Here is an 18866-nt window from a genome sequence, read left to right on the forward strand (position 1 = left end):
CACTCCTCATTATTCGAAAAAGATATAGACTTACTATTCCTTATCGCTAAAATAGGAAGGTCCAACTCCTGTTAAAAAATCTTCTCTTACTGGACTAAATGTATCAATTAACTGTCCTTCTTCTAAGCAAACTGCACTGTGTAATAAATTTGGCTCGATATAAACGCCATCACCAGCTTCTACTATTTGTTTTATACCATCAATTTCAAATTCAAATTTACCAGACACACAGTACGTAGCTTGCGTATGAAAATGTTGATGCGGTGCACCTAAAGCTCCTTTTTCAAATTTTACGCTTACCATCATGATTTGATTGTCATAACCTAAAAATTTTCTAGAAACTCCTCCTCCAAGAACTTCCCATTCCATATCTTTTGCTACAATGTACTTTTCGCTAAATCTTTTCATTTTTATTTACTTTATTTTTAATTATTATTTGAGATTCTTTGTTATGCTTAGAATGGCGTTTATGTTATTTATAATAATAAGAACCTGACCATTCATAATTCTTATCGTTAATTAATAAGTTGTGTTTTTTTTGTTTTGAATTGTTGGCATTTGCAGTGATAAACAATTTAACATTCCCGTTTAAACTGGTAATCTCAATTGCTGTGTATGCTTGGGTATCTAACACTGTTTTAATTGATTTTATACTACTATTAGAATTTATTGCAGATTCTGAAACTGGACTATAACTACCATGTGCTTCAATCACAGAAACAAAGGTTCTGTTTTTTGAATTTTTAGCTCTTAGTATTAAAGCAGGATCACGACGCAAATTAAAGTCAGGATCGTTTGCTCCAATTCTAGCAAATAATAATTCGTCTTGAACTGAGGTTAGTGTTGTTAACGAGTAAAACTTATTGTTGTTAAACCATGAAAACTTAGTATTACCTTCGGCAGCTTCTCCTGAACCCTCTACATATAAATGCTGATATCCATTTTTTGAACCTAACGGTTTTAATGTTTTAGGTGAATTGTACTTGAAATTAGTTTGTAATACTTGCCCAAAATAATAAAAAGGAAAATCATATTGGTTCGCAGTAGCGGAAGTCACCTTCATAATATCAAGCATATAAGGCTTTTCAAAATCTTCATCTTTAATTATAGCCATTGTACGCAGCATTGTAGTTCCTGGATACGCATTTTTTTCGATAGCACTTGCTACCTGCACATTTTCATTTTCCGAAGAAAAATAATTTAAATCAGAATGATATAAACTTCCTATATCATATTTGCCTGTAAAATGAGAGGTTTCATTTTGAGTGATTGTATTATGTGCAATGGTTTGTTTTGCCCATGTTTTATTTTCCTTTAGATAATTTCCACCTCCTTTTTGTTCGATATTTACAAAACGAGATAATCCGTAATCTTGAATCACCTCTTCTCCTTTTTCATATAATGAGTAGGATAATTTATCGTAATGTCCATGACTAGAACCTTGTGCTGCATATTTAAAAACTAGTTCTAAATTTTCGTTTCTTAAAATACCAACACCACCTTGTTTTCCTTCAGGACCATCAGATAAATTAATAGATTTTTTTGAGAACGGTTTTTCTTTTCCGTTTTTAATACCAAGTGCAACGGCTAAACCAGAATCGTCCAATAATACTTTATCTTGTTGTTTTGCAATTGATAACAAACCAGGATCTTGATTTCCAAAGTGGTAAGATACATCTACAGCAGTTACTAAAGCATTTGTGTAATATGACATTCCTTTTTGACCATCGTTTAATGGAAAGAAATCGCCATCTGCATCAGATAAATTTAGTAACGCATTTATAGATTTTAAAAGTACGCCTTCTTTGTATTCAAAAATTTTAAGCTCAGGTTTTACGTTGTGTAATCCTTCAGCAAAAACTAAAAAAGGATACATCGCATAACGCTGATAATAAGGCCCTTCACTATAATAACCATCTGGTGAAAAAGGCTCTTCGATATTGGCTAAAAAACCTGCTTTTCCGTCTTTGTTTAAAAATCCACCATCGTCATCTTTTTTGTTAGCATCTAATTTTAAATCTTTAATACCGTATAAGGCGCGATTAATTAACTCTTCGTCATCCATAACCAAGCCAATCATTCCTACAGCTGCATTTCCCCAAGTACTGTGATTGTGCACACGTTGGTAAAATTGCGGACTATCTACGGAAATGTGATTTGCGAAGGGTTTGAATAAATTTGTTTCTAATTTGTTGCGTTCTTCTTCCGTTAGGTAATTATAGATACAATCGTAAGCCTGACTAACATATACCAACCAATTAGAATCGTTAAGGCATTGCCAAAATAATTTTCCTCTAGCATAAGATCGTGTTTTGGGATGTAATGGTAAGGTTTTATACAAGGCTTCATATTCCATTAACATGTCTTTTACATATTTGGCATATTTTTCGTCATCTAAAATTTGATATAACAAACCGGCTTTTTGTAGTATAAACCAGTTCTTTTTATGCCTAACGTGTGTATAACCACCAGAATAATCTTTAGGAATTGGCACATCAATTCCTGCTTCAATTTCAGCATCAACTTCTTCTTTAACCGCTTGTAACGATTGATCAAAAATTGGAATAGTACCTAATTGCGCTCTAATATCTTTTACACCTTGAGCGGTTAAAATAAGTTTAGGATGTTGTTGATTTGCTACAGAAGTTTCGTTTTTCTTGTTTGTATCATCTGCGCTTTCTTTTTTACAAGAAAACACAGTTAATACAATTGCGACTAAAGCAAATAAAAATAATATGTTTTGTTTTGTATTCATAATTGATTGTAACACCTAGATGGTTAAAATGAAATAATATAAGACCTACTTATACTCTATTATTTATTTAGAATAATTCCTATATCATTATTATCAGTTCCTTTTCCTCTTAATGAAGAATTGTCTAATAATTCAAAGGTTCCTTCTTTAAAATTTGATTCAATATGATATAAGTTCTTAACGTTATATTTTTGATCTCCAGTAACTATAATTTCACCAGATTTATAATAATTATTATTCACCACATTAACAATGGGCTCACCAACTACTAAATGCATATTTAGCCCTTTGGTATTATTGAAATTATTATTTTGAATATCATTTACTTGTACACCATATAATGACATGGCTGCACTATATTTATTTTTTTTACCAAAGCCTACATTATTAAAAATGTTGTGATCTACTTCTAAAAATGGACCAAAAGTACTTTCGTCTTTTCCGCCTCTATATAATCGTAAGGCAGCACCTTGCAAATTGGTAACTGTATTATTTTTCATTAAAAGATATTCTACATTATAGGCTCCAATATCATCGGTTTCTTTATCTAATGCAGCAATATGACCTGAGATATTTTTAAAGGTTGAATTTTGAATACTAATAGTATCTGCAAATGTGCCTTTTGAGACTCTAAGTACATCAAATGAATGGTTAACAACCATATCTTTAAATTCACAATTATCTATGAACAGTTTGTAGTTGTCTAACATTGAATTTTTACTTGTACTAATTACAGAGTTACCTGCGTAATCTGGAGATTTTGTACCATCAAAAGTTATATTTTCTAAGGCCAAACTTCCACCATTTTGAATTTCAAAAGCCATCATACGCTCAAACATAATAGTCGCTTTTTTAGCGCCTGCAGTTTTAAAAGTTAATGGATGATGTATTTGTACAGCTTTAGTTAATAAGTAAGTACCATCAGCTTCTAGTTCTATAATATCTCCGGCTTTAGATTCTTTAACTATTTCATATAAGGTATTAATTCCTGCTTTAACTTTAATAATTTTACCCGAGTTTAAGGCTATAGTTTTATCAGCTTTTGAATACCATGCTGTTCCAGTATTTTTTTTAGTAGCAATTTTTGAACTAATGGTTATGTCGTTTTTGATTTTTTTTGACTTCGGAATTAAGAACCCTTGTTCGTTTTTAACCAAAGTAATGTCTGCGTTTTCAAATCCGTCCTTAATAGTTGTTTTACCATTTTTTCCTAGAAGGTTATCTTTAAATGCAATACCGCTAATATCGTCGTACACAGTAAAGGTATCATTCTTGTTTTCGTTATAGAAAATATTATTTGATATTTCTGAAGTTCTAGGCGCTTGACTTCTTTCTGCATCACTACCTGCACATAACTGAATGTGATCACAATTAATAAATGTGTTATTACTTAATTTAGAATCAATAACAGGAACATAGCGGTTTGGCGGAGAATTTGGCACTCCATTCATCATCACAAAAGCACCTCTAAAACGATATCCAGTTAAACCTATGTGATAATTGTTAATTACTGTTTGCGTTTCATTGATAATTCTAACTCCACCTGTACTCGGTTTTCCGTTTCCAATAAACACATTTCCGTCAACTAATGTTTCATTTCCGTGACGCATGGTTAAGGTTCCTGTACATTCAAAAAACGTATTATATTTAAACGTATTTTGACATGATTTGTTTGAGATAATTTCGTGTTCACCATTCGTTCTATCAAAATAGTTAGACTCTACTAAGGTGTTAGAATTTTCTAAAGCATGATGACTCGTTCCTATTCTCAAAGTTTCACCTCCATTGTTTCCAAAAGTGGGACGAGGACCAAAATAGTTATGATCTATTTTATGATGATTAGCTAAACTTTCTTTGGTATCTAAACCTACAATCATGGTAACTCCAAGATTCTTTTTACCAACAATATGATTATGGTCAATACGATTATTTTTTCCGAAGATAGTAATCCAATAATCCTGTACTTGACGTTCTGGATTATTATAATTATCAATTACACACTCAGTTAATCTTGAGTTATTAGCCATTTCTTCTCTATTTTTCCTGAAAGAAATTACAGCATTTGTAGGTGTGTAGCCATTTTTAAAAACTAGACCTTCAACAATTAAGTGCTCACCAGCTAATTGTAAATTAGAAGCACCTTCTAACGTTACTTTTCCTTTGTTTTCGACGGTTAATTTGATTGGCTTATCTGCTGTTCCTTTACCCTCAAAAACCAATTCGGCATTTTTCCAAACGCCATTTGCCAACGTAATAACATCACCAGGATTAGCATTTTTAACAGCATTATTAAATTGGGATATATTTTTAACTAACAACACATTAGGTGTCGCATCTTTAAAAGAAAACGTAATTAATATGATGATAATGAAGAGGACAAAACTGAGGGAATGTTTGATTTTCATGCAATTAGAATTGGTTTACCAGATTGGTTTACCAATATACGTGAATTTTGGAATTAACCAAAAAATATATAGAAATTTATCTCAAATCTGTTCTATTTTGATAAAAATCATGCTATAATCTTAAAAATATTCCATTAATGCCAATATTCCGTTATAAGAAATCACACAAGCAAATAGAAGAGATGCATATAAGCCTATGTTTACAAATACGCCTGTTTTATATCCTTTCATAATCATTTTATTATTGACTATTAGGATAATACCTAAAATGACCAATGGCAAAACAAACACATTAAATACTTGAGATAGTATTTGAATTTCAATAGGATTTGCACCAAATGCTGGACCAATTAGAGCCACCAAACAAGCAATAGCTGTAATGATTCTAAACTGTTTAGAGTTTGTATCTAATTCACCAGATTGATAATCGGCAATTAATAAAGGTGCAATCAATAAACACGGAAAAATAGATGATAAACCAGCACTTAAAGCTCCAAAAAAGAAGATAGAAACGGCCCATTTACCTGCAACAGGTTCTAAAGTATTTGCCATATCTAATACTTGTGACACTTCTTTACCTTGATAATACAAAGCACCTGCTGCAACTGCCATTATTACACCACTAATAACAAATATTAAAAATGCAGCCGTAATTGAATCTCTTTTTTGCTGACTAAGATTGTCAATAGTCCAGCCTTTTCCTTTCACAAACAGTGGTCTAGACAAAAATGTGGCAGATGCCATCGTAGTTCCTACAAATGCTGCTACTAGCATTTTACCACCTGGCACATCAGGAATAGTTGGAATTAAACCCTTAACAACATCTACAGGAAGTGGTTGCACAAAACATAAAGACAATACAAATGATAATCCCATTAAGGTTACAAAAATGACCAATATTTTTTCGAAAAACGTATACTTACCAACTAACATTAATAAGTAAAAAACAACAATTATCACAATGGCTATTGTGAGGACTGTTTCATATTTATAAGCGCTTAATCCTTCAAAGTTTAATGCTAAAATCTCAAAGATTATGTTAGATGAAATCCCTAAAATACCCATGAGAGAATTCCATTGCCCAAACGTAATACCTATAATAATTGCGATGGCTAATATTTTTCCTAGTTTGAAATGTTTTTTAAATCCAAAAAGAGCCGTTTCACCTGTAATTAGCGCATAATTACCGTATGCAAACATTAACACTCCTGAGAAAAGGCAACTTATTAAAAGTACCCATAACAATTGCATATTAAATTTACTACCAGCAACAATCATAGACGTTACACTACCTGTACCTATGGTATAACCAATGGCAAAAATACCAGGACCAAAACCTAATATGATAGCAATGATTTTTTTTATAAATGATTTTTTTGGTGTTGTTGCTTCCATAGTAGAAATTGTTAGTTAATGGTTGTGCTTGTTAGTTGAAGGTTTCTAGTTCCAGTTGGTATGATAACTTTTTCCTGATTGATCATCAAGTCTCTGGTAAGTATGCGCTCCAAAATAATCGCGTTGCGCTTGTATAACGTTTGCTGAAGCGTATGTGGTAGTGATTCCGTTTAAAAACTGAATAGCTTCACTAAGAGCAGGTGTTGTGAGATCATTAAGTATACATTGAGACACTACCTTTTTTACTGCAGGCTTGTACTGATTTACTTGTTCTATTAATGCTTTGTTGGTTAACATATTTGAAGTGTGTTTAAAGACCTCAACCAAGTCTTCCATTAGAGTTGACCTAATGATGCAGCCATTTGTCCAGATTCTAGCGATTTCACTTAAATTCAAATTCCATGCAAATTTGTTTGAAGCTTCAGCAATGAGTTTAAAACCTTGGTAGTGATTTATAATTCTAGCAAATTGATATGCCTCTAGCACATCATTTGTAGTTATGTTCATTTCCGAAGTTATTATTGTTTTAAAATTGTCATGTAATTGAACCCGTTCTTCTTTATAAAAAGAAACATATCTAGAAAATAAGGCAGATGCAATCAAGGTACTTGGCACACCTAACTGAGCAGATGCAATGGTTGTCCAGTTACCTGTACCCTTGTTTCCTGCTTTATCTAAAATTTTATTTACCAACCAATTATCACCTTCCTTTTTTTGAAAAATCGCTGTTGTTATTTCTAACAAATAACTACTTGCTGTGCTTTTCCAGCTATCTAACGTATTAGCAATCTCGTCTGGATTTTGACCTAAGATTTTTAAAATTGTTGAAACTTCTGCTAATAACTGCATTTCAACATATTCTACTCCATTGTGAACCATTTTAATAAAATGACCACTCCCTTCTGGACCAACATAGGTACAACAAGGTAAGCCATTATTATCTTTAGCTGAAATTGTCTCAAGAAACACCTTGACATTATTATAAGCCTCTTGATCTCCACTTGGCATAATGGAAGGGCCTTTTAATGCACCTTCTTCTCCTCCAGAAACACCTGTACCAATAAAATGAATATGTTTAGTTTTTAAATAGTCACAGCGTTCTTTTGTTTTTGTGTAATTAGAATTTCCGCCATCAATTAAAATATCATTCTCAGACAAATGTGGTAACAAATCTTCAATAACGTAATCTATAGTTTTACCTGCGTTAACCATCAACATGATACGTCTTGGCTGCTGTAAAGAGTTTACAAAAGCCGAAATATCATCAAAAGCTTCTGCTTGTGATAGCTCAGAATATTGTGCTTTGAAATTTTTAGCAACATCTTCTTCAACTCCTTCAACATGCCTATTAAACATGGAAATTTTGAAACCGTTATTGGCTAGATTTCTACACAGGCTTTTACCCATAACACCTAATCCGAATAATCCAAACTGAGAAGTAGTCATCAATTCTTTATTTATAGTTTTAATAATATTTATTGGTGATAAACTAATATCTATTTGTAATGCATCTTTTGGCTGCTCTAAAGTATCAAATTGCGATTTTAATAATTTGGTAGGCATAAAATGATTAGGCCTAGCATTTACTCTTTTAAAAATTTGCTCAAAACTTCCTACTAAATGCACCCATTTTGTTTCTTTATGAATATCACGACTTAAAATATCGCGATACTTTTGCTTTAATGCAGAGCAAACTATAATGCAACTATTATTTACAATTTGATTTTTTGCTAACGTATTTAAAGTTTCTAACCAACCTTGCCTGTCATTATCATTTAATGCTTGTCCGCTAGACATTTTTAGCACGTTACTTTCAGGATGAAAATCATCACCATCAAAAAAAGGGATATTTAAGTTTTTAGAAAGCATTTTCCCGATTGTACTTTTTCCGCAACCCGAAACACCTATAATAAATATGACGTTATTCAAAGTGATTCTATTATTTGTTAGGCTTTGTTGATTCTCCTACAGTTGCATTTTTAAACCAAACTTCGGCATAACTTCCGTTAGCATATTGTGTTACAATATCACCATCATAGGTTTTAGATCCTGTTTTAATATTTGCTTGATTATAAGCACCTTGTTTAAAGTAGTTTACTTCTCCAGCATAAGCAATTTCACGCTCCACACCTACAGTACGCTTTGAGGCATATACATCAATAATTTGTTGAGGTATATCTTCTTTTTTAGAGAAATCTGATTTCAATAAATTTTTGGTAAATGTAACAGTATCATGTTCTTCACTTGTAAAAGTTAAATACATAATGCCTTCGTAAACATTAACTTCATAACTAAACTCTTCTCCTAAAGCTATACCATGTTCAGGTTCTTCTGGATATGTATTTGGACTTGAACCAACAGCTGAAAAATCATGTCCCCAAACTGCTGTTGAATAATCAAATCTCCCAGAATTATCTCCTTTTGTATTGATTTCATAATTCCAAAACACAGATCCTTTTGTGTGGCCTGGAAACTTTTTAAAATATATTTTTAATGGCTCATTTTCATGACCTTCATCACTATGTATTTGTCCGATGACCACTGAAAATGCAGACGCTTTAGTTGCATCACCTGTAGTTGACACATGTTGTACTTTTAGTGTACCTGTTAACTTTCCTCCGGTTTCAGGAATCCAATGGGCTTTTTCACCCAATTCGGTTCTTGTATTACTAGAGGTTCTAGAAGTAATGCCAGAGTTTGGTGTTTTATACACCACCCAATCTGTGTTTCCATCATTTTCAACATAAAAAAAGTCATCTTTTTGATAGTTTATTAAACTATCAACATAAGTACCATCACCTAAAAGGATTTTCCATTTATCCATAAACGGAATTACGTCACTTGGATATTTTACAGTATTTTCTGTTTTGGCATTTGTTGTAGCTGTTTCAGTAGCTGTTTTAGCATTTTCTTTGCACGAAATAAGTGTTAAACATGTAATAAGTGCAATTATTAATTTCTTCATATCAAAATGGATGTTATTTAAATTCTATTAATACATAAGCTTCATCACTAAATTCTCTTCAGTTTTAATTTGCCCAGAATTTGTAAGATTATTTTCAGATTCTACATTGTTTTTTGCTCCCCAAAGAATAGAGACATATTGAACTGGATTATTTTTGAATGTGTTATTAGTGATATTTACATTCACAATCCCATTATGATTCAACAGTCTTTTATTTTTTTCATTTGCACCACAATTAGTAAATGTGCTGTTAGCAACTAATAGGTTCCCTCCAATTGTTGACTCATCATAACCACCTCTATAATAATCTATCACATTTGCTTTCACATTATTGAAGCTACAATTGTTAATGGTTAAATATTCGGTATTGTAGTCACCTTTGTCGTTTGTTTCTTCGGAAAGTTCTATTCCGTTTTCACAATTAGCGATTGAAGAATCTATAAAAGTGATACGTTCAGAAAACGATTCTTTATATACTTTCAATACATATCCAAAATTGCTTATTTCGGTACCTAAAACAGTTAATCCAAAATGATTAGACATATTTTCCTTTAAACTTGCAAACCCATAGTTTAAACTATTTCCTTTTAAAGACAAATTATTGACAGTTAGCTTTCCTTTAGATTCTAATGAAAATAACGGTGTATTTTCTTCACCAGAAAACACAAGTTGAGCTTTTTCATTTCCTTTTGATTGGATTGTAATTGTTTTATTAATTACTAAAGAATTCTCTAAATTGTAAATGCCTTTTTCTAGAGTAATAATATCACCATTACTTGCCTCATTTATTTTAGTTTGTAATTCTTCGGCTTTAGTAACCGTAAAGGTTGTTGCATCTTTCGCTTTTATGTCGTTAGAATACCAAGTGGTTCCGTATTTAGATTTATCTAAGATATTTGGATTGTCAATATCTACACCTAAAGCAGCACCAATACTTTTACTATCTTTTCTAGAATTTCCGAATAAATCTTTTTCAATAGTATTAAAATCGAAACCATTATAGGCTTCTAAATTAGGAATACCTGTAGGAAGGAAAATATTGTCTGAAACTTTTTTTAATTCTAGAGAAGAAGCTAAGATCCCTCCATCAAAATCTTTAAAAGCGACTCCTTGATTATCTACTACATTGTTTTGAAATAAAACCCCATCTGCCTTATCATTTTCAACTACAATGTTTTTTAAGCCTTTTTCATTATAGATCACATTATTTGCTACAGTAGATCGTATGGCTCTTGCTGAGCGAATTTCAGATTTTGGTAACACATCTGCTTGTGCAATATTAGTACCAACACCAAATTGCCATGGCGCACTACAATTTACATACGTATTGTAAGCAACAACAACATCTGTTACTTGGTTGTAACGATTTAGAGGCGATTTTGGAATCCCATTCATTACAGCTAACGGACTTCTAAAACTAGTACCTTTTAAATTAAAAAAGTAATTATTTGTTACCCAATGACCGGTATTAATGATTCTAATTCCTCCATAGTTTTCATTTTCACCATCACCTATGAAAAAATTACCATCAATTGTACAATAATTACCATGACGTGTTACAAGTGATCCTTCACTTTTATAAAACACATTGTTTCTAAACTCATTAAAATTAGTTTTACTTGATATGACTTCTACTTCACCATTACATTCTTCAAATAAATTATTAGCTACCAATGTGTGACTTGGCGACATTGAGGTGTAACTATTTCCTAATTGAATAGTTTCTCCGCTAGGGCCTCCTTTTACAGGTCTTGGCCCAAAATGATTGTTTATAATTTGGTGGTAATTATTTATGCTTTCAATACCCTCTATACTTATCCTTACAGTTGGCCCTCTATTAGTTTTACCTGCAATATAGCAATTGCTTAACTCGTTATGTCTTCCCCAAAATTGAACCCACAAATCACTATCGTCTCGTTTAGGCTTATTAAAGTCTTCTATAACACAATTGGTTACTTTACAATAACTAGCAATTTCATCTAGAGTATCTTTGTGGCTAATTTTAAAATCAATTACGGCACTTGAAGGAGAAAATCCGTTTTTAAAATGCAAACCTTCAACTACTAAGTGTTTACCACCAAACTTCAAAAAGGACTGTCCTTCGATACTAACTTTGCCTTCGGTTTCAGCTCTTAAAGTTATAGGATTTTCTTTAGTACCTACTCCCCTAAAATTGATTTCAACATCTTTATAAACACCATTAGCTAAAATGATATTATCTCCAGGTTTTGCGTCATTTATGGCTGTATTTAATTCATCAATAGTTGAAGCTAATATTTGGGAATCTAGTTGTGTTTCTTCACAAGCTGTTAGCAAAATAGACAAGACTAGAGCATATGCTAATTTTTTCATAACTGACTTTTGAGTTGTTTTTTTTAATTTAAATACAATCTAATTTAGTAATCGTATTTATCTGGTTAACCAGATTGGTTAACCAAAAATAGAATTTTTAATTTATAAAACAGAACGAAACAGGATAATTTTGAACACAATATGGTTAATTATACAAACAAATACATAGATTGATCGACAATTTGGCCTACAGTGAGTATTGTTAGGTCATTTAATTATGCTCATGAGTAATTGAAGTCCAATAATAATATGATCAGGTTAAATAGTCTTGAGAAAACCGGAACATGCAAAAAACAAACAACTGAAACAAGTGAAGTATTCGAGTCTCATATTGTAGCACTCATTAAATACACTTAAACTACGACTCAAAACAACCATCAAGTACACTATCTTATTTGTTTAAAGCAAAAAAGTCAAAACAATTAAGTTTTGACTTTTTATTAGTCGCAGGAACTGGACTCGAACCAGTGACCTTCGGGTTATGAGCCAGACTTAGACCGCTTTCCCAACACAAACACTGGGTGTTCGAGCTGGTGATTTTATATAATCGTGTTCAAAACCGTATTCATGATTTTGTTTGGAGATTAAACAATATATTACCCCAAAGGTGTTTTTTTTCGCATATAATCCTGCCATTTTATCAGAATATATTTACAAACATTATGTTCATCCCTTTTTAAAAAACCATATTCATACACAAATAAATAAACATCGTCTTTTTGATTCTTCCAATAGTGTGTAAAAAAATTAGGATTAAATCCCTTTTTAATAAGAATTTGTCTTCTAACTGTTACCTTACCGCCTTTATTGTATTCTTTTAGTATTTTACGATTAAGCTTTAATTGGTAATCTACTTTATTATAAAACCCCTTTGGCTGTTTTCTTAGTTGCTGATATTGATACCCACTTTTACAATATGGATCGCAAAATTTCTTATCAGTTCTGCCAACTAATACCTTCTTACAATGTAAACATTCTTTGTAAAATCTCATAAGATTTAAATTAACCGTATTTTATACGTATCCTATTCGAATAAGATACGCTAAAATCAATTAATTCAGTTAACTTCATAAAAAAAATGCAACTTCAGAACAGTATAACCCTAAAACATTTACTTATAAATCAAAAGAAATGTATCGGTCTTCAATTTCAAACAAATAAGGTTATACAAGCACTTATTAACTCTTTACCAAATATATCTTGGAGCAAAGAATTGGGTGTATTCTACGTTTCGAATAATAAAAACAATTTAGATTTAATTTACAAAACCTTTCATGGTGTTGCTTGGGTAAATGGAAACTATTTCTTTTCCGATAAGATTATAAATACCGACAACCCTGAACTTAACCTAGATCGTTATAGAAAAAGAAAACCAAAAAAAAATTTTAAGTCATGCCCCGAAGAGTATTTATTAAAACTAGAACTTAAAAGGTACTCTGATAATACTGTTCGCAACTATGTTTCTTGTTTTGAAACTTTCATAAATTATTTTTATGACAGAGATCCAATCTCTCTAAATGAAGTCGATGTTAGAAAATATTTACAAAAGCTTATTCAGGAAGGGAAATCAAATTCTTATGTGAATTTAGCAATTAATAGTATAAAATTCTTTTACGAAATTGTACATGGAATGCCCAATCGATTTTATTCCATTGAAAGACCTAGAAAAGAAAAAAAACTTCCAGAAGTTTTATCTAAAGAAGAAATCATAAAAATCATTAATAGCACTAATAACAATAAACACAAGTGCATTGTAGGTCTACTCTATTCTTCAGGCCTTCGAAGGGGAGAGCTTTTGAGCCTTAAGGTGACCGATATAGATAGTAAAAGAATGGTTGTAAAAATTAACAATGCAAAAGGAAATAAAGACCGAATTTCCATATTAAGCCCTAATATTCTGACGGATCTACAATTGTATTATAAAGAATATAGACCAAAAGAATATCTTTTTGAAGGTCAAAACGGAAGTAAGTATAGTGCGACAAGTGTTTTAAAAATAATTTCAGCAGCAGCAAAGAAGGCAGGTGTTCTGAAAAAAGTTACACCTCATATGTTAAGACATAGTTTTGCTACACATCTATTAGAAAATGGAACTGACATTAGACATATTCAATTATTATTAGGACATAGTACCACCAAAACAACTGAAATATATACTCACGTAGCAAATCGATCATTCATGGATATTAAAGATTTACTATCTTAGCGTTATAATGTGGATATAGACAATAGCGTATATCCAATTGTTAGAGGTCATTGTGCAAGCACCGCAAAAAGAAACAGTTAAAACCTTTTAATCCAAATCTGTGCTTCTAACCCAAAAAAGCAAATTTTATAACAGAAACTTTCAGGACCAAACCACCACTTCGTTACACCTATAATTGTCCAATCGCAATTTCTAGAATAGCTTTTTTGTTTCCATCTATTCATAAATCTAATTTCATCGAATCTAATTTTTTTCATATAAAAGGTTTTAAATATTTCTATTTTTTTGCTCAATGACCTCTAACGGTCACGGTCTGTCCGTGCATCGGCCAAGGTCAGTTATTATTTATTTAATTGTCTGTGCCTACGCTTACAAAACGCCATCTAACAAGGTTTATACCTCATAGATGCACAGCCATAGCCTCTCCTGTGTATGCTGCGCATCCACGAGGCATAGACCGTGACCGTTGTGCATAATGCGGAAAATCGTACAAAACATCAAAATTTGAACTAATAAAGCCAACGCGCAAACAGCACATTTGTTTTTTTGCCGAAACATCAGCCAACACAAAAAAAACAAAAGAGCTGTTTCTTTGCCAACGCTCGAATTGACTCTAATATTAAACTGAAAAAAAATGAGCTATTCACATAATAAAAAATTAAGACATTCGTTAATAGGTATTGGTCTAATTGTTGACTATTAATTTATTTATATTAAAAAAAAGTAAAAATGAAAAAAATAATTGTGGCATTATTAGTAATGGTTGTATGCGCAAGCACAACAATGGCTCAAGAATGGCAAACAGATATTAACGTTGCAAAAGAAATTGCATCCAAAGAAAGTAAACCCATAATATTAGTTTTTCAAGGTTCAGATTGGTGTGCGCCTTGTATTAAACTTGACAGAGAAATTTGGAGTACAGACACTTTTAAAAAGTATGCAAAAGAAAATTATATTATGCTAAAGGCAGATTTTCCGAGAAGAAAGAAAAACGCATTATCAGAAGTACAAACAAAAGCCAACGCATTACTTGCTGAAAAATACAATAAACAAGGATTTTTTCCTTTTGTTGTAGTACTTGATTCTAATGGCAAAGTATTAGGAGAAAGTAGCTACAAAAAAACTACACCAGAAAATTATATTAAAGAATTAAACGCTTTTACAAAGTAATTTGAAACATCTAATCACTTTATTGTTTTTTTTCTCAATAATGGGTTGTACAGCACAACAACCTTATAAGAGAACACTCAAATTAATGGGTAGCCGATTTGATATTACTGTTGTAGCAAACGATTCTATAAAAGCAAACAAATATATTGATACTGCTATCGCAGAAATATCAAGAATTGAAAAATTAATTTCATCTTGGGATGATAATTCTCAAACATCAGAAATTAATCGCAATGCAGGAATTAAACCTGTGAAAGTTGACAAAGAATTGTTTGATTTAATTGAAAGAGCAATAGCCATTTCAAAATTGACCGATGGTGCTTTTGACATTAGCTATGCTTCAATGGACAAAATTTGGAAGTTTGACGGAAGTATGACTAAAATGCCTTCAAAAGAGGAAATAATTTCTTCTGTAGAAAAAGTTGGCTATCAAAACATTGTTTTAGATAAAATGGATAGCACTGTTTTTCTTAAATTAGAAGGAATGAAAATTGGTTTTGGCGCTATTGGAAAAGGATATGCAGCTGATAAAGCAAAATCGCTTCTTATTTCAAAAGGTGTACCTTCTGGAATTATTAATGCTTCTGGAGATATGAATACTTGGGGAAAACAACCCAATGGAGATGAATGGAAAGTTGCGATTACAAACCCAATGGATAAAAATAAAGTCTTTGCATTACTACCTATTACGAATGGAGCTGTAGTTACTTCTGGAAATTATGAAAAATATGTAAACTTTAATGGCAAACGATACACACATATTATAGACCCAAGAACTGGATATCCTTCTACTGGAATTATAAGTGTAACCGTTTTTGCACCTAAAGCAGAATTGGCAGATGCACTAGCAACTTCAGTATTTGTTATGGGAAAAGAAGCTGGTTTAGACCGTATTAATCAATTACCAAAAATAGAATGTATTATCATAGATGATAAAGGAAATATTACAAAATCAAAGAATATAGAAATAGATAAATTATGATTAAAAATTTTATATGCGTTGCATTAATATCTACTTGCTTTAGTAGTTGTGTTGTTGTTAAAGAATACGAAAAAGTCAACATAAATGACCCAGATATGGCATTGGCAGATAAGAAATGTGACCGAAATGTTTCCACTATGCATTCATATCGTGAAGCAGCTGTTGGAGCAAATGGAGGAAAAACTGGTGGAGGCTGCGGCTGTAACTAATAAAACTAGAAATTTGAAAAAAATAATTTTGATATTCTGCGTATTTGCTTTTGCTAAATCATATTCGCAAACAGTACAAGACTCAACCAAAGTTTATAAAAAACGTGTATTAGAAACTACAGAAGTAGATTTTCTAACAAGTTACTATTCGCAAGATGGAGATAATGCTGCGGTAAGTGGCGGAATAGGTAATGAAGAATTAACAGATGTTACAGGAACTTTTGTTGTTTCAATACCTTTAAATGATGATGATGTATTAACTATTGATGCAGGAGTTTCAGCATACACATCAGCATCTTCAAGTAACGTTGGACCTTTTGATGATGGACCAGCAGACCCATTTCAAGCATCTTCTGGCGCATCGAGTAGCGACCTTTGGGCAAATTTAACAGGAAGTTATAGTCATAGCTCTGACGATAGAAATGATATTTGGTCTGCAAAAGTATCTATTTCATCAGAATACGATTATTTTTCAGCTGGTGTTGGCGGTAGTTACACAAAATTATTTAACGAAAAGAATACAGAGTTAAGCGTAAACGCAAATGTTTATATCGATACTTGGAATGCCATTTACCCAACCGAATTAAGACCATTTGGAGAAAACGGCAATGGTTTAAACAATAGTTTGTTCACGCAAAATACAATTACAGGCAACACAAATTACAATCCTAGATTTAGTGAATTTAAAGATGAAGGACGTAATTCTTATTCATTAGGTTTCGGGTTCTCTCAAATTCTTCACAAGAATGTACAAGGTTCGTTAGCATTAGATTTTGTGCAACAACAAGGTTTATTATCTACACCATTTCAAAGAGTGTATTTTAGTGATGTAGCAGATTCATTTATAGATAATTTTCAACTTGCAGATGCAGTTGAGCGTTTACCAGATTCAAGATTTAAAGTAGCTGTAGGTGGTCGTTTAAATTGGTATTTAAATGAAACATTTACAGTAAGAACATTCTATCGCTATTATTTTGATGATTGGGGAATATCTTCACATACTGCAAGTATTGAAGTGCCAATTAAAATTACTGATAAGTTTACTTTGTATCCTTCTTATAGATTTTATAACCAAACAGCAGCCGATTATTTTAGACCTTATGAAAGTGCTTTATCTACCGATGACTTTTATACTTCTGATTATGACCTTTCCGAATATTCTGCTAACCAAATTGGATTTGGAGTGTCTTATACAGATATTTTCGCAAAGGCACATATTTGGAAACTAGGTCTAAAAAGTATTGACTTAAAATTTTATCAGTACGATAGAGATACATCTTTTAGTTCTAGTATTATTACAGCAGGATTTAAGTTTGTAATGGATTAATCAAATATTGGAATTTTGTTTATTTTAAGCCAACGCTAAAAAGCCATACACATTCGCAATTCGCTTAAGCCACCACACAAGCCAAAAATTGCAAAAGAGTATGTCTTGCCAACGCTCAATTATGAACTAAATAACAAACATCGGAACAATAAGCAGAACGTGAAAAGCACTATTCACAACAATGTATATAAAACATAGCTATTACAGGCTTTCCGAGAGGTTTTTGTATATTTACGAAGTACGCCAAATTTTTAATTTGGTTATATTTATAAAAGAAAATTAAACATAAAAATTAAAAATTCGGCTCGTGTTTAATCCGAAACGATAGAGTTTATTTATACGCTACGTTTCATATACGGAGACGTTGGGCACAATATAAAAATACTCGAATTCAAAAAAATAATGGGAATAAACGATTATGTAACAGGAATAATTTCAATAATTGCCATTGTGATTTCAGTAATCGCTTATATTCAAAATACAAGAATCGAGAAAAGACAATTACGAATAGAAAAGTTAGAAGAAATGCTTGAAATCACTCACATTCTTATGGGTAATTATCAGTACTTTGAAGATACTAATTTTTTCAAAAATATTATGCTTTCGGAAACAAAAGACAGTACTGAAATAGAAAAATATAACCGACAAGTAAAAAGTTTAATTCAAATATCAGAAAATATTGACCTACAAAATAAACTTACAAGATTGTTTGTTTTGAATAATTCTTACTTACCAAAAAAAGAATTGAAAGAAAAAATTGGAGTTTTTATTGCAGTTTATACTTCTATTGCGGAAAACACTATGATAAACCCAAAAAATATTATTGATAATCTTCCTTTTAATGATTTCCCAAAAAGATGGGATTTCTTGGAATTCACTAGAGAAATACAAAATGAATTAATTGTAGAAATGGACTTGGGATATAAAGATAGTATTGACAATAAAAACACATATGAGAAGAAATTTAAAGAGCGATATAAACTAAAATAAATACTGTGCCCAACACCGTGTATAATTAATTGCTTTTTTCAGGCTTACTTACGAAAATTCCTGCGGAATTTTCTCTGGTTCGTGAAAGTTTGCTAACTTTAGTGCTTAAA

Annotated in this window: 15 protein-coding genes; 6 read left to right on the forward strand and 9 right to left on the reverse strand. The window is 31.6% G+C overall.

The window, feature by feature from the left end:
* Positions 1 to 33 precede the first annotated feature (33 nt).
* The 8 genes from TD29_RS11520 to TD29_RS11555 all read right to left on the reverse strand — a co-directional run bounded on the left by TD29_RS11520 (position 34) and on the right by TD29_RS11555 (position 12864).
* Entirely contained in the window at positions 34 to 408 is a 375-nt protein-coding gene (locus tag TD29_RS11520) for a cupin domain-containing protein (RefSeq protein WP_040280828.1), read from the reverse strand.
* A 64-nt stretch (positions 409 to 472) separates the two neighbouring features.
* Positions 473 to 2755, reverse strand: a complete 2283-nt coding sequence (locus TD29_RS11525) for an alginate lyase family protein (RefSeq protein WP_040280829.1) — start codon at positions 2753 to 2755, stop codon at positions 473 to 475.
* A 59-nt stretch (positions 2756 to 2814) separates the two neighbouring features.
* Positions 2815 to 5160 (reverse strand): polysaccharide lyase 6 family protein, encoded by a 2346-nt coding sequence (locus TD29_RS11530; RefSeq protein ID WP_040280831.1) that lies wholly within the window; start codon positions 5158 to 5160, stop codon positions 2815 to 2817.
* A gap of 120 nt (positions 5161 to 5280) precedes the next feature.
* On the reverse strand, positions 5281 to 6555 hold the full coding sequence (locus TD29_RS11535; RefSeq protein ID WP_052467087.1) for an Nramp family divalent metal transporter: 1275 nt from the start codon (positions 6553 to 6555) through the stop codon (positions 5281 to 5283).
* 45 nt (positions 6556 to 6600) lie between these two features.
* Positions 6601 to 8484, reverse strand: coding sequence for an NADP-dependent phosphogluconate dehydrogenase (gndA, locus tag TD29_RS11540; protein ID WP_040280832.1), 1884 nt, complete (start codon positions 8482 to 8484; stop codon positions 6601 to 6603).
* 10 nt (positions 8485 to 8494) lie between these two features.
* Positions 8495 to 9520, reverse strand: a complete 1026-nt coding sequence (locus TD29_RS11545) for a polysaccharide lyase family 7 protein (protein WP_040280833.1) — start codon at positions 9518 to 9520, stop codon at positions 8495 to 8497.
* 27 nt (positions 9521 to 9547) lie between these two features.
* A complete protein-coding gene (locus tag TD29_RS11550; RefSeq protein ID WP_040280835.1) occupies positions 9548 to 11872 on the reverse strand; it encodes a chondroitinase-B domain-containing protein in 2325 nt (774 codons plus the stop codon).
* Positions 11873 to 12468: 596 nt separating this feature from the next.
* Positions 12469 to 12864: a hypothetical protein gene (locus tag TD29_RS11555; protein ID WP_040280836.1), complete on the reverse strand. Its 396-nt coding sequence runs from the start codon at positions 12862 to 12864 to the stop codon at positions 12469 to 12471.
* Positions 12865 to 12950: 86 nt separating this feature from the next.
* Between TD29_RS11555 and xerA the strand changes: the two genes are divergently transcribed.
* Positions 12951 to 14078 (forward strand): site-specific tyrosine recombinase/integron integrase, encoded by a 1128-nt coding sequence (xerA, locus tag TD29_RS11560; protein WP_052467088.1) that lies wholly within the window; start codon positions 12951 to 12953, stop codon positions 14076 to 14078.
* Between the two features lie 77 nt (positions 14079 to 14155).
* On the opposite strand, the gene TD29_RS11565 is transcribed toward xerA, so the two are convergent.
* Entirely contained in the window at positions 14156 to 14335 is a 180-nt protein-coding gene (locus TD29_RS11565; protein WP_040280837.1) for a hypothetical protein, read from the reverse strand.
* A 472-nt stretch (positions 14336 to 14807) separates the two neighbouring features.
* Between TD29_RS11565 and TD29_RS11570 the strand changes: the two genes are divergently transcribed.
* From TD29_RS11570 to TD29_RS11590, 5 genes are all read left to right on the forward strand, one after another.
* A complete protein-coding gene (locus TD29_RS11570; RefSeq protein WP_040280838.1) occupies positions 14808 to 15248 on the forward strand; it encodes a thioredoxin family protein in 441 nt (146 codons plus the stop codon).
* A 40-nt stretch (positions 15249 to 15288) separates the two neighbouring features.
* Entirely contained in the window at positions 15289 to 16230 is a 942-nt protein-coding gene (locus TD29_RS11575) for an FAD:protein FMN transferase (protein ID WP_052467089.1), read from the forward strand.
* On the forward strand, positions 16227 to 16439 hold the full coding sequence (locus TD29_RS11580; RefSeq protein WP_040280841.1) for a DUF4266 domain-containing protein: 213 nt from the start codon (positions 16227 to 16229) through the stop codon (positions 16437 to 16439). Before TD29_RS11575 ends, TD29_RS11580 begins: the two co-directional genes overlap by 4 nt.
* Before the next feature lie 13 nt (positions 16440 to 16452).
* Positions 16453 to 17766 (forward strand): DUF3570 domain-containing protein, encoded by a 1314-nt coding sequence (locus TD29_RS11585; RefSeq protein ID WP_040280842.1) that lies wholly within the window; start codon positions 16453 to 16455, stop codon positions 17764 to 17766.
* Between the two features lie 402 nt (positions 17767 to 18168).
* Complete coding sequence (locus TD29_RS11590) at positions 18169 to 18756, forward strand: hypothetical protein (RefSeq protein ID WP_040280843.1); 588 nt, start codon at positions 18169 to 18171, stop codon at positions 18754 to 18756.
* Positions 18757 to 18866: the final 110 nt, after the last annotated feature.

It is taken from the genome of Psychroserpens damuponensis, assembly GCF_000826655.1.
GTDB classification, from domain to species: Bacteria; Bacteroidota; Bacteroidia; order Flavobacteriales; family Flavobacteriaceae; genus Psychroserpens; species Psychroserpens damuponensis.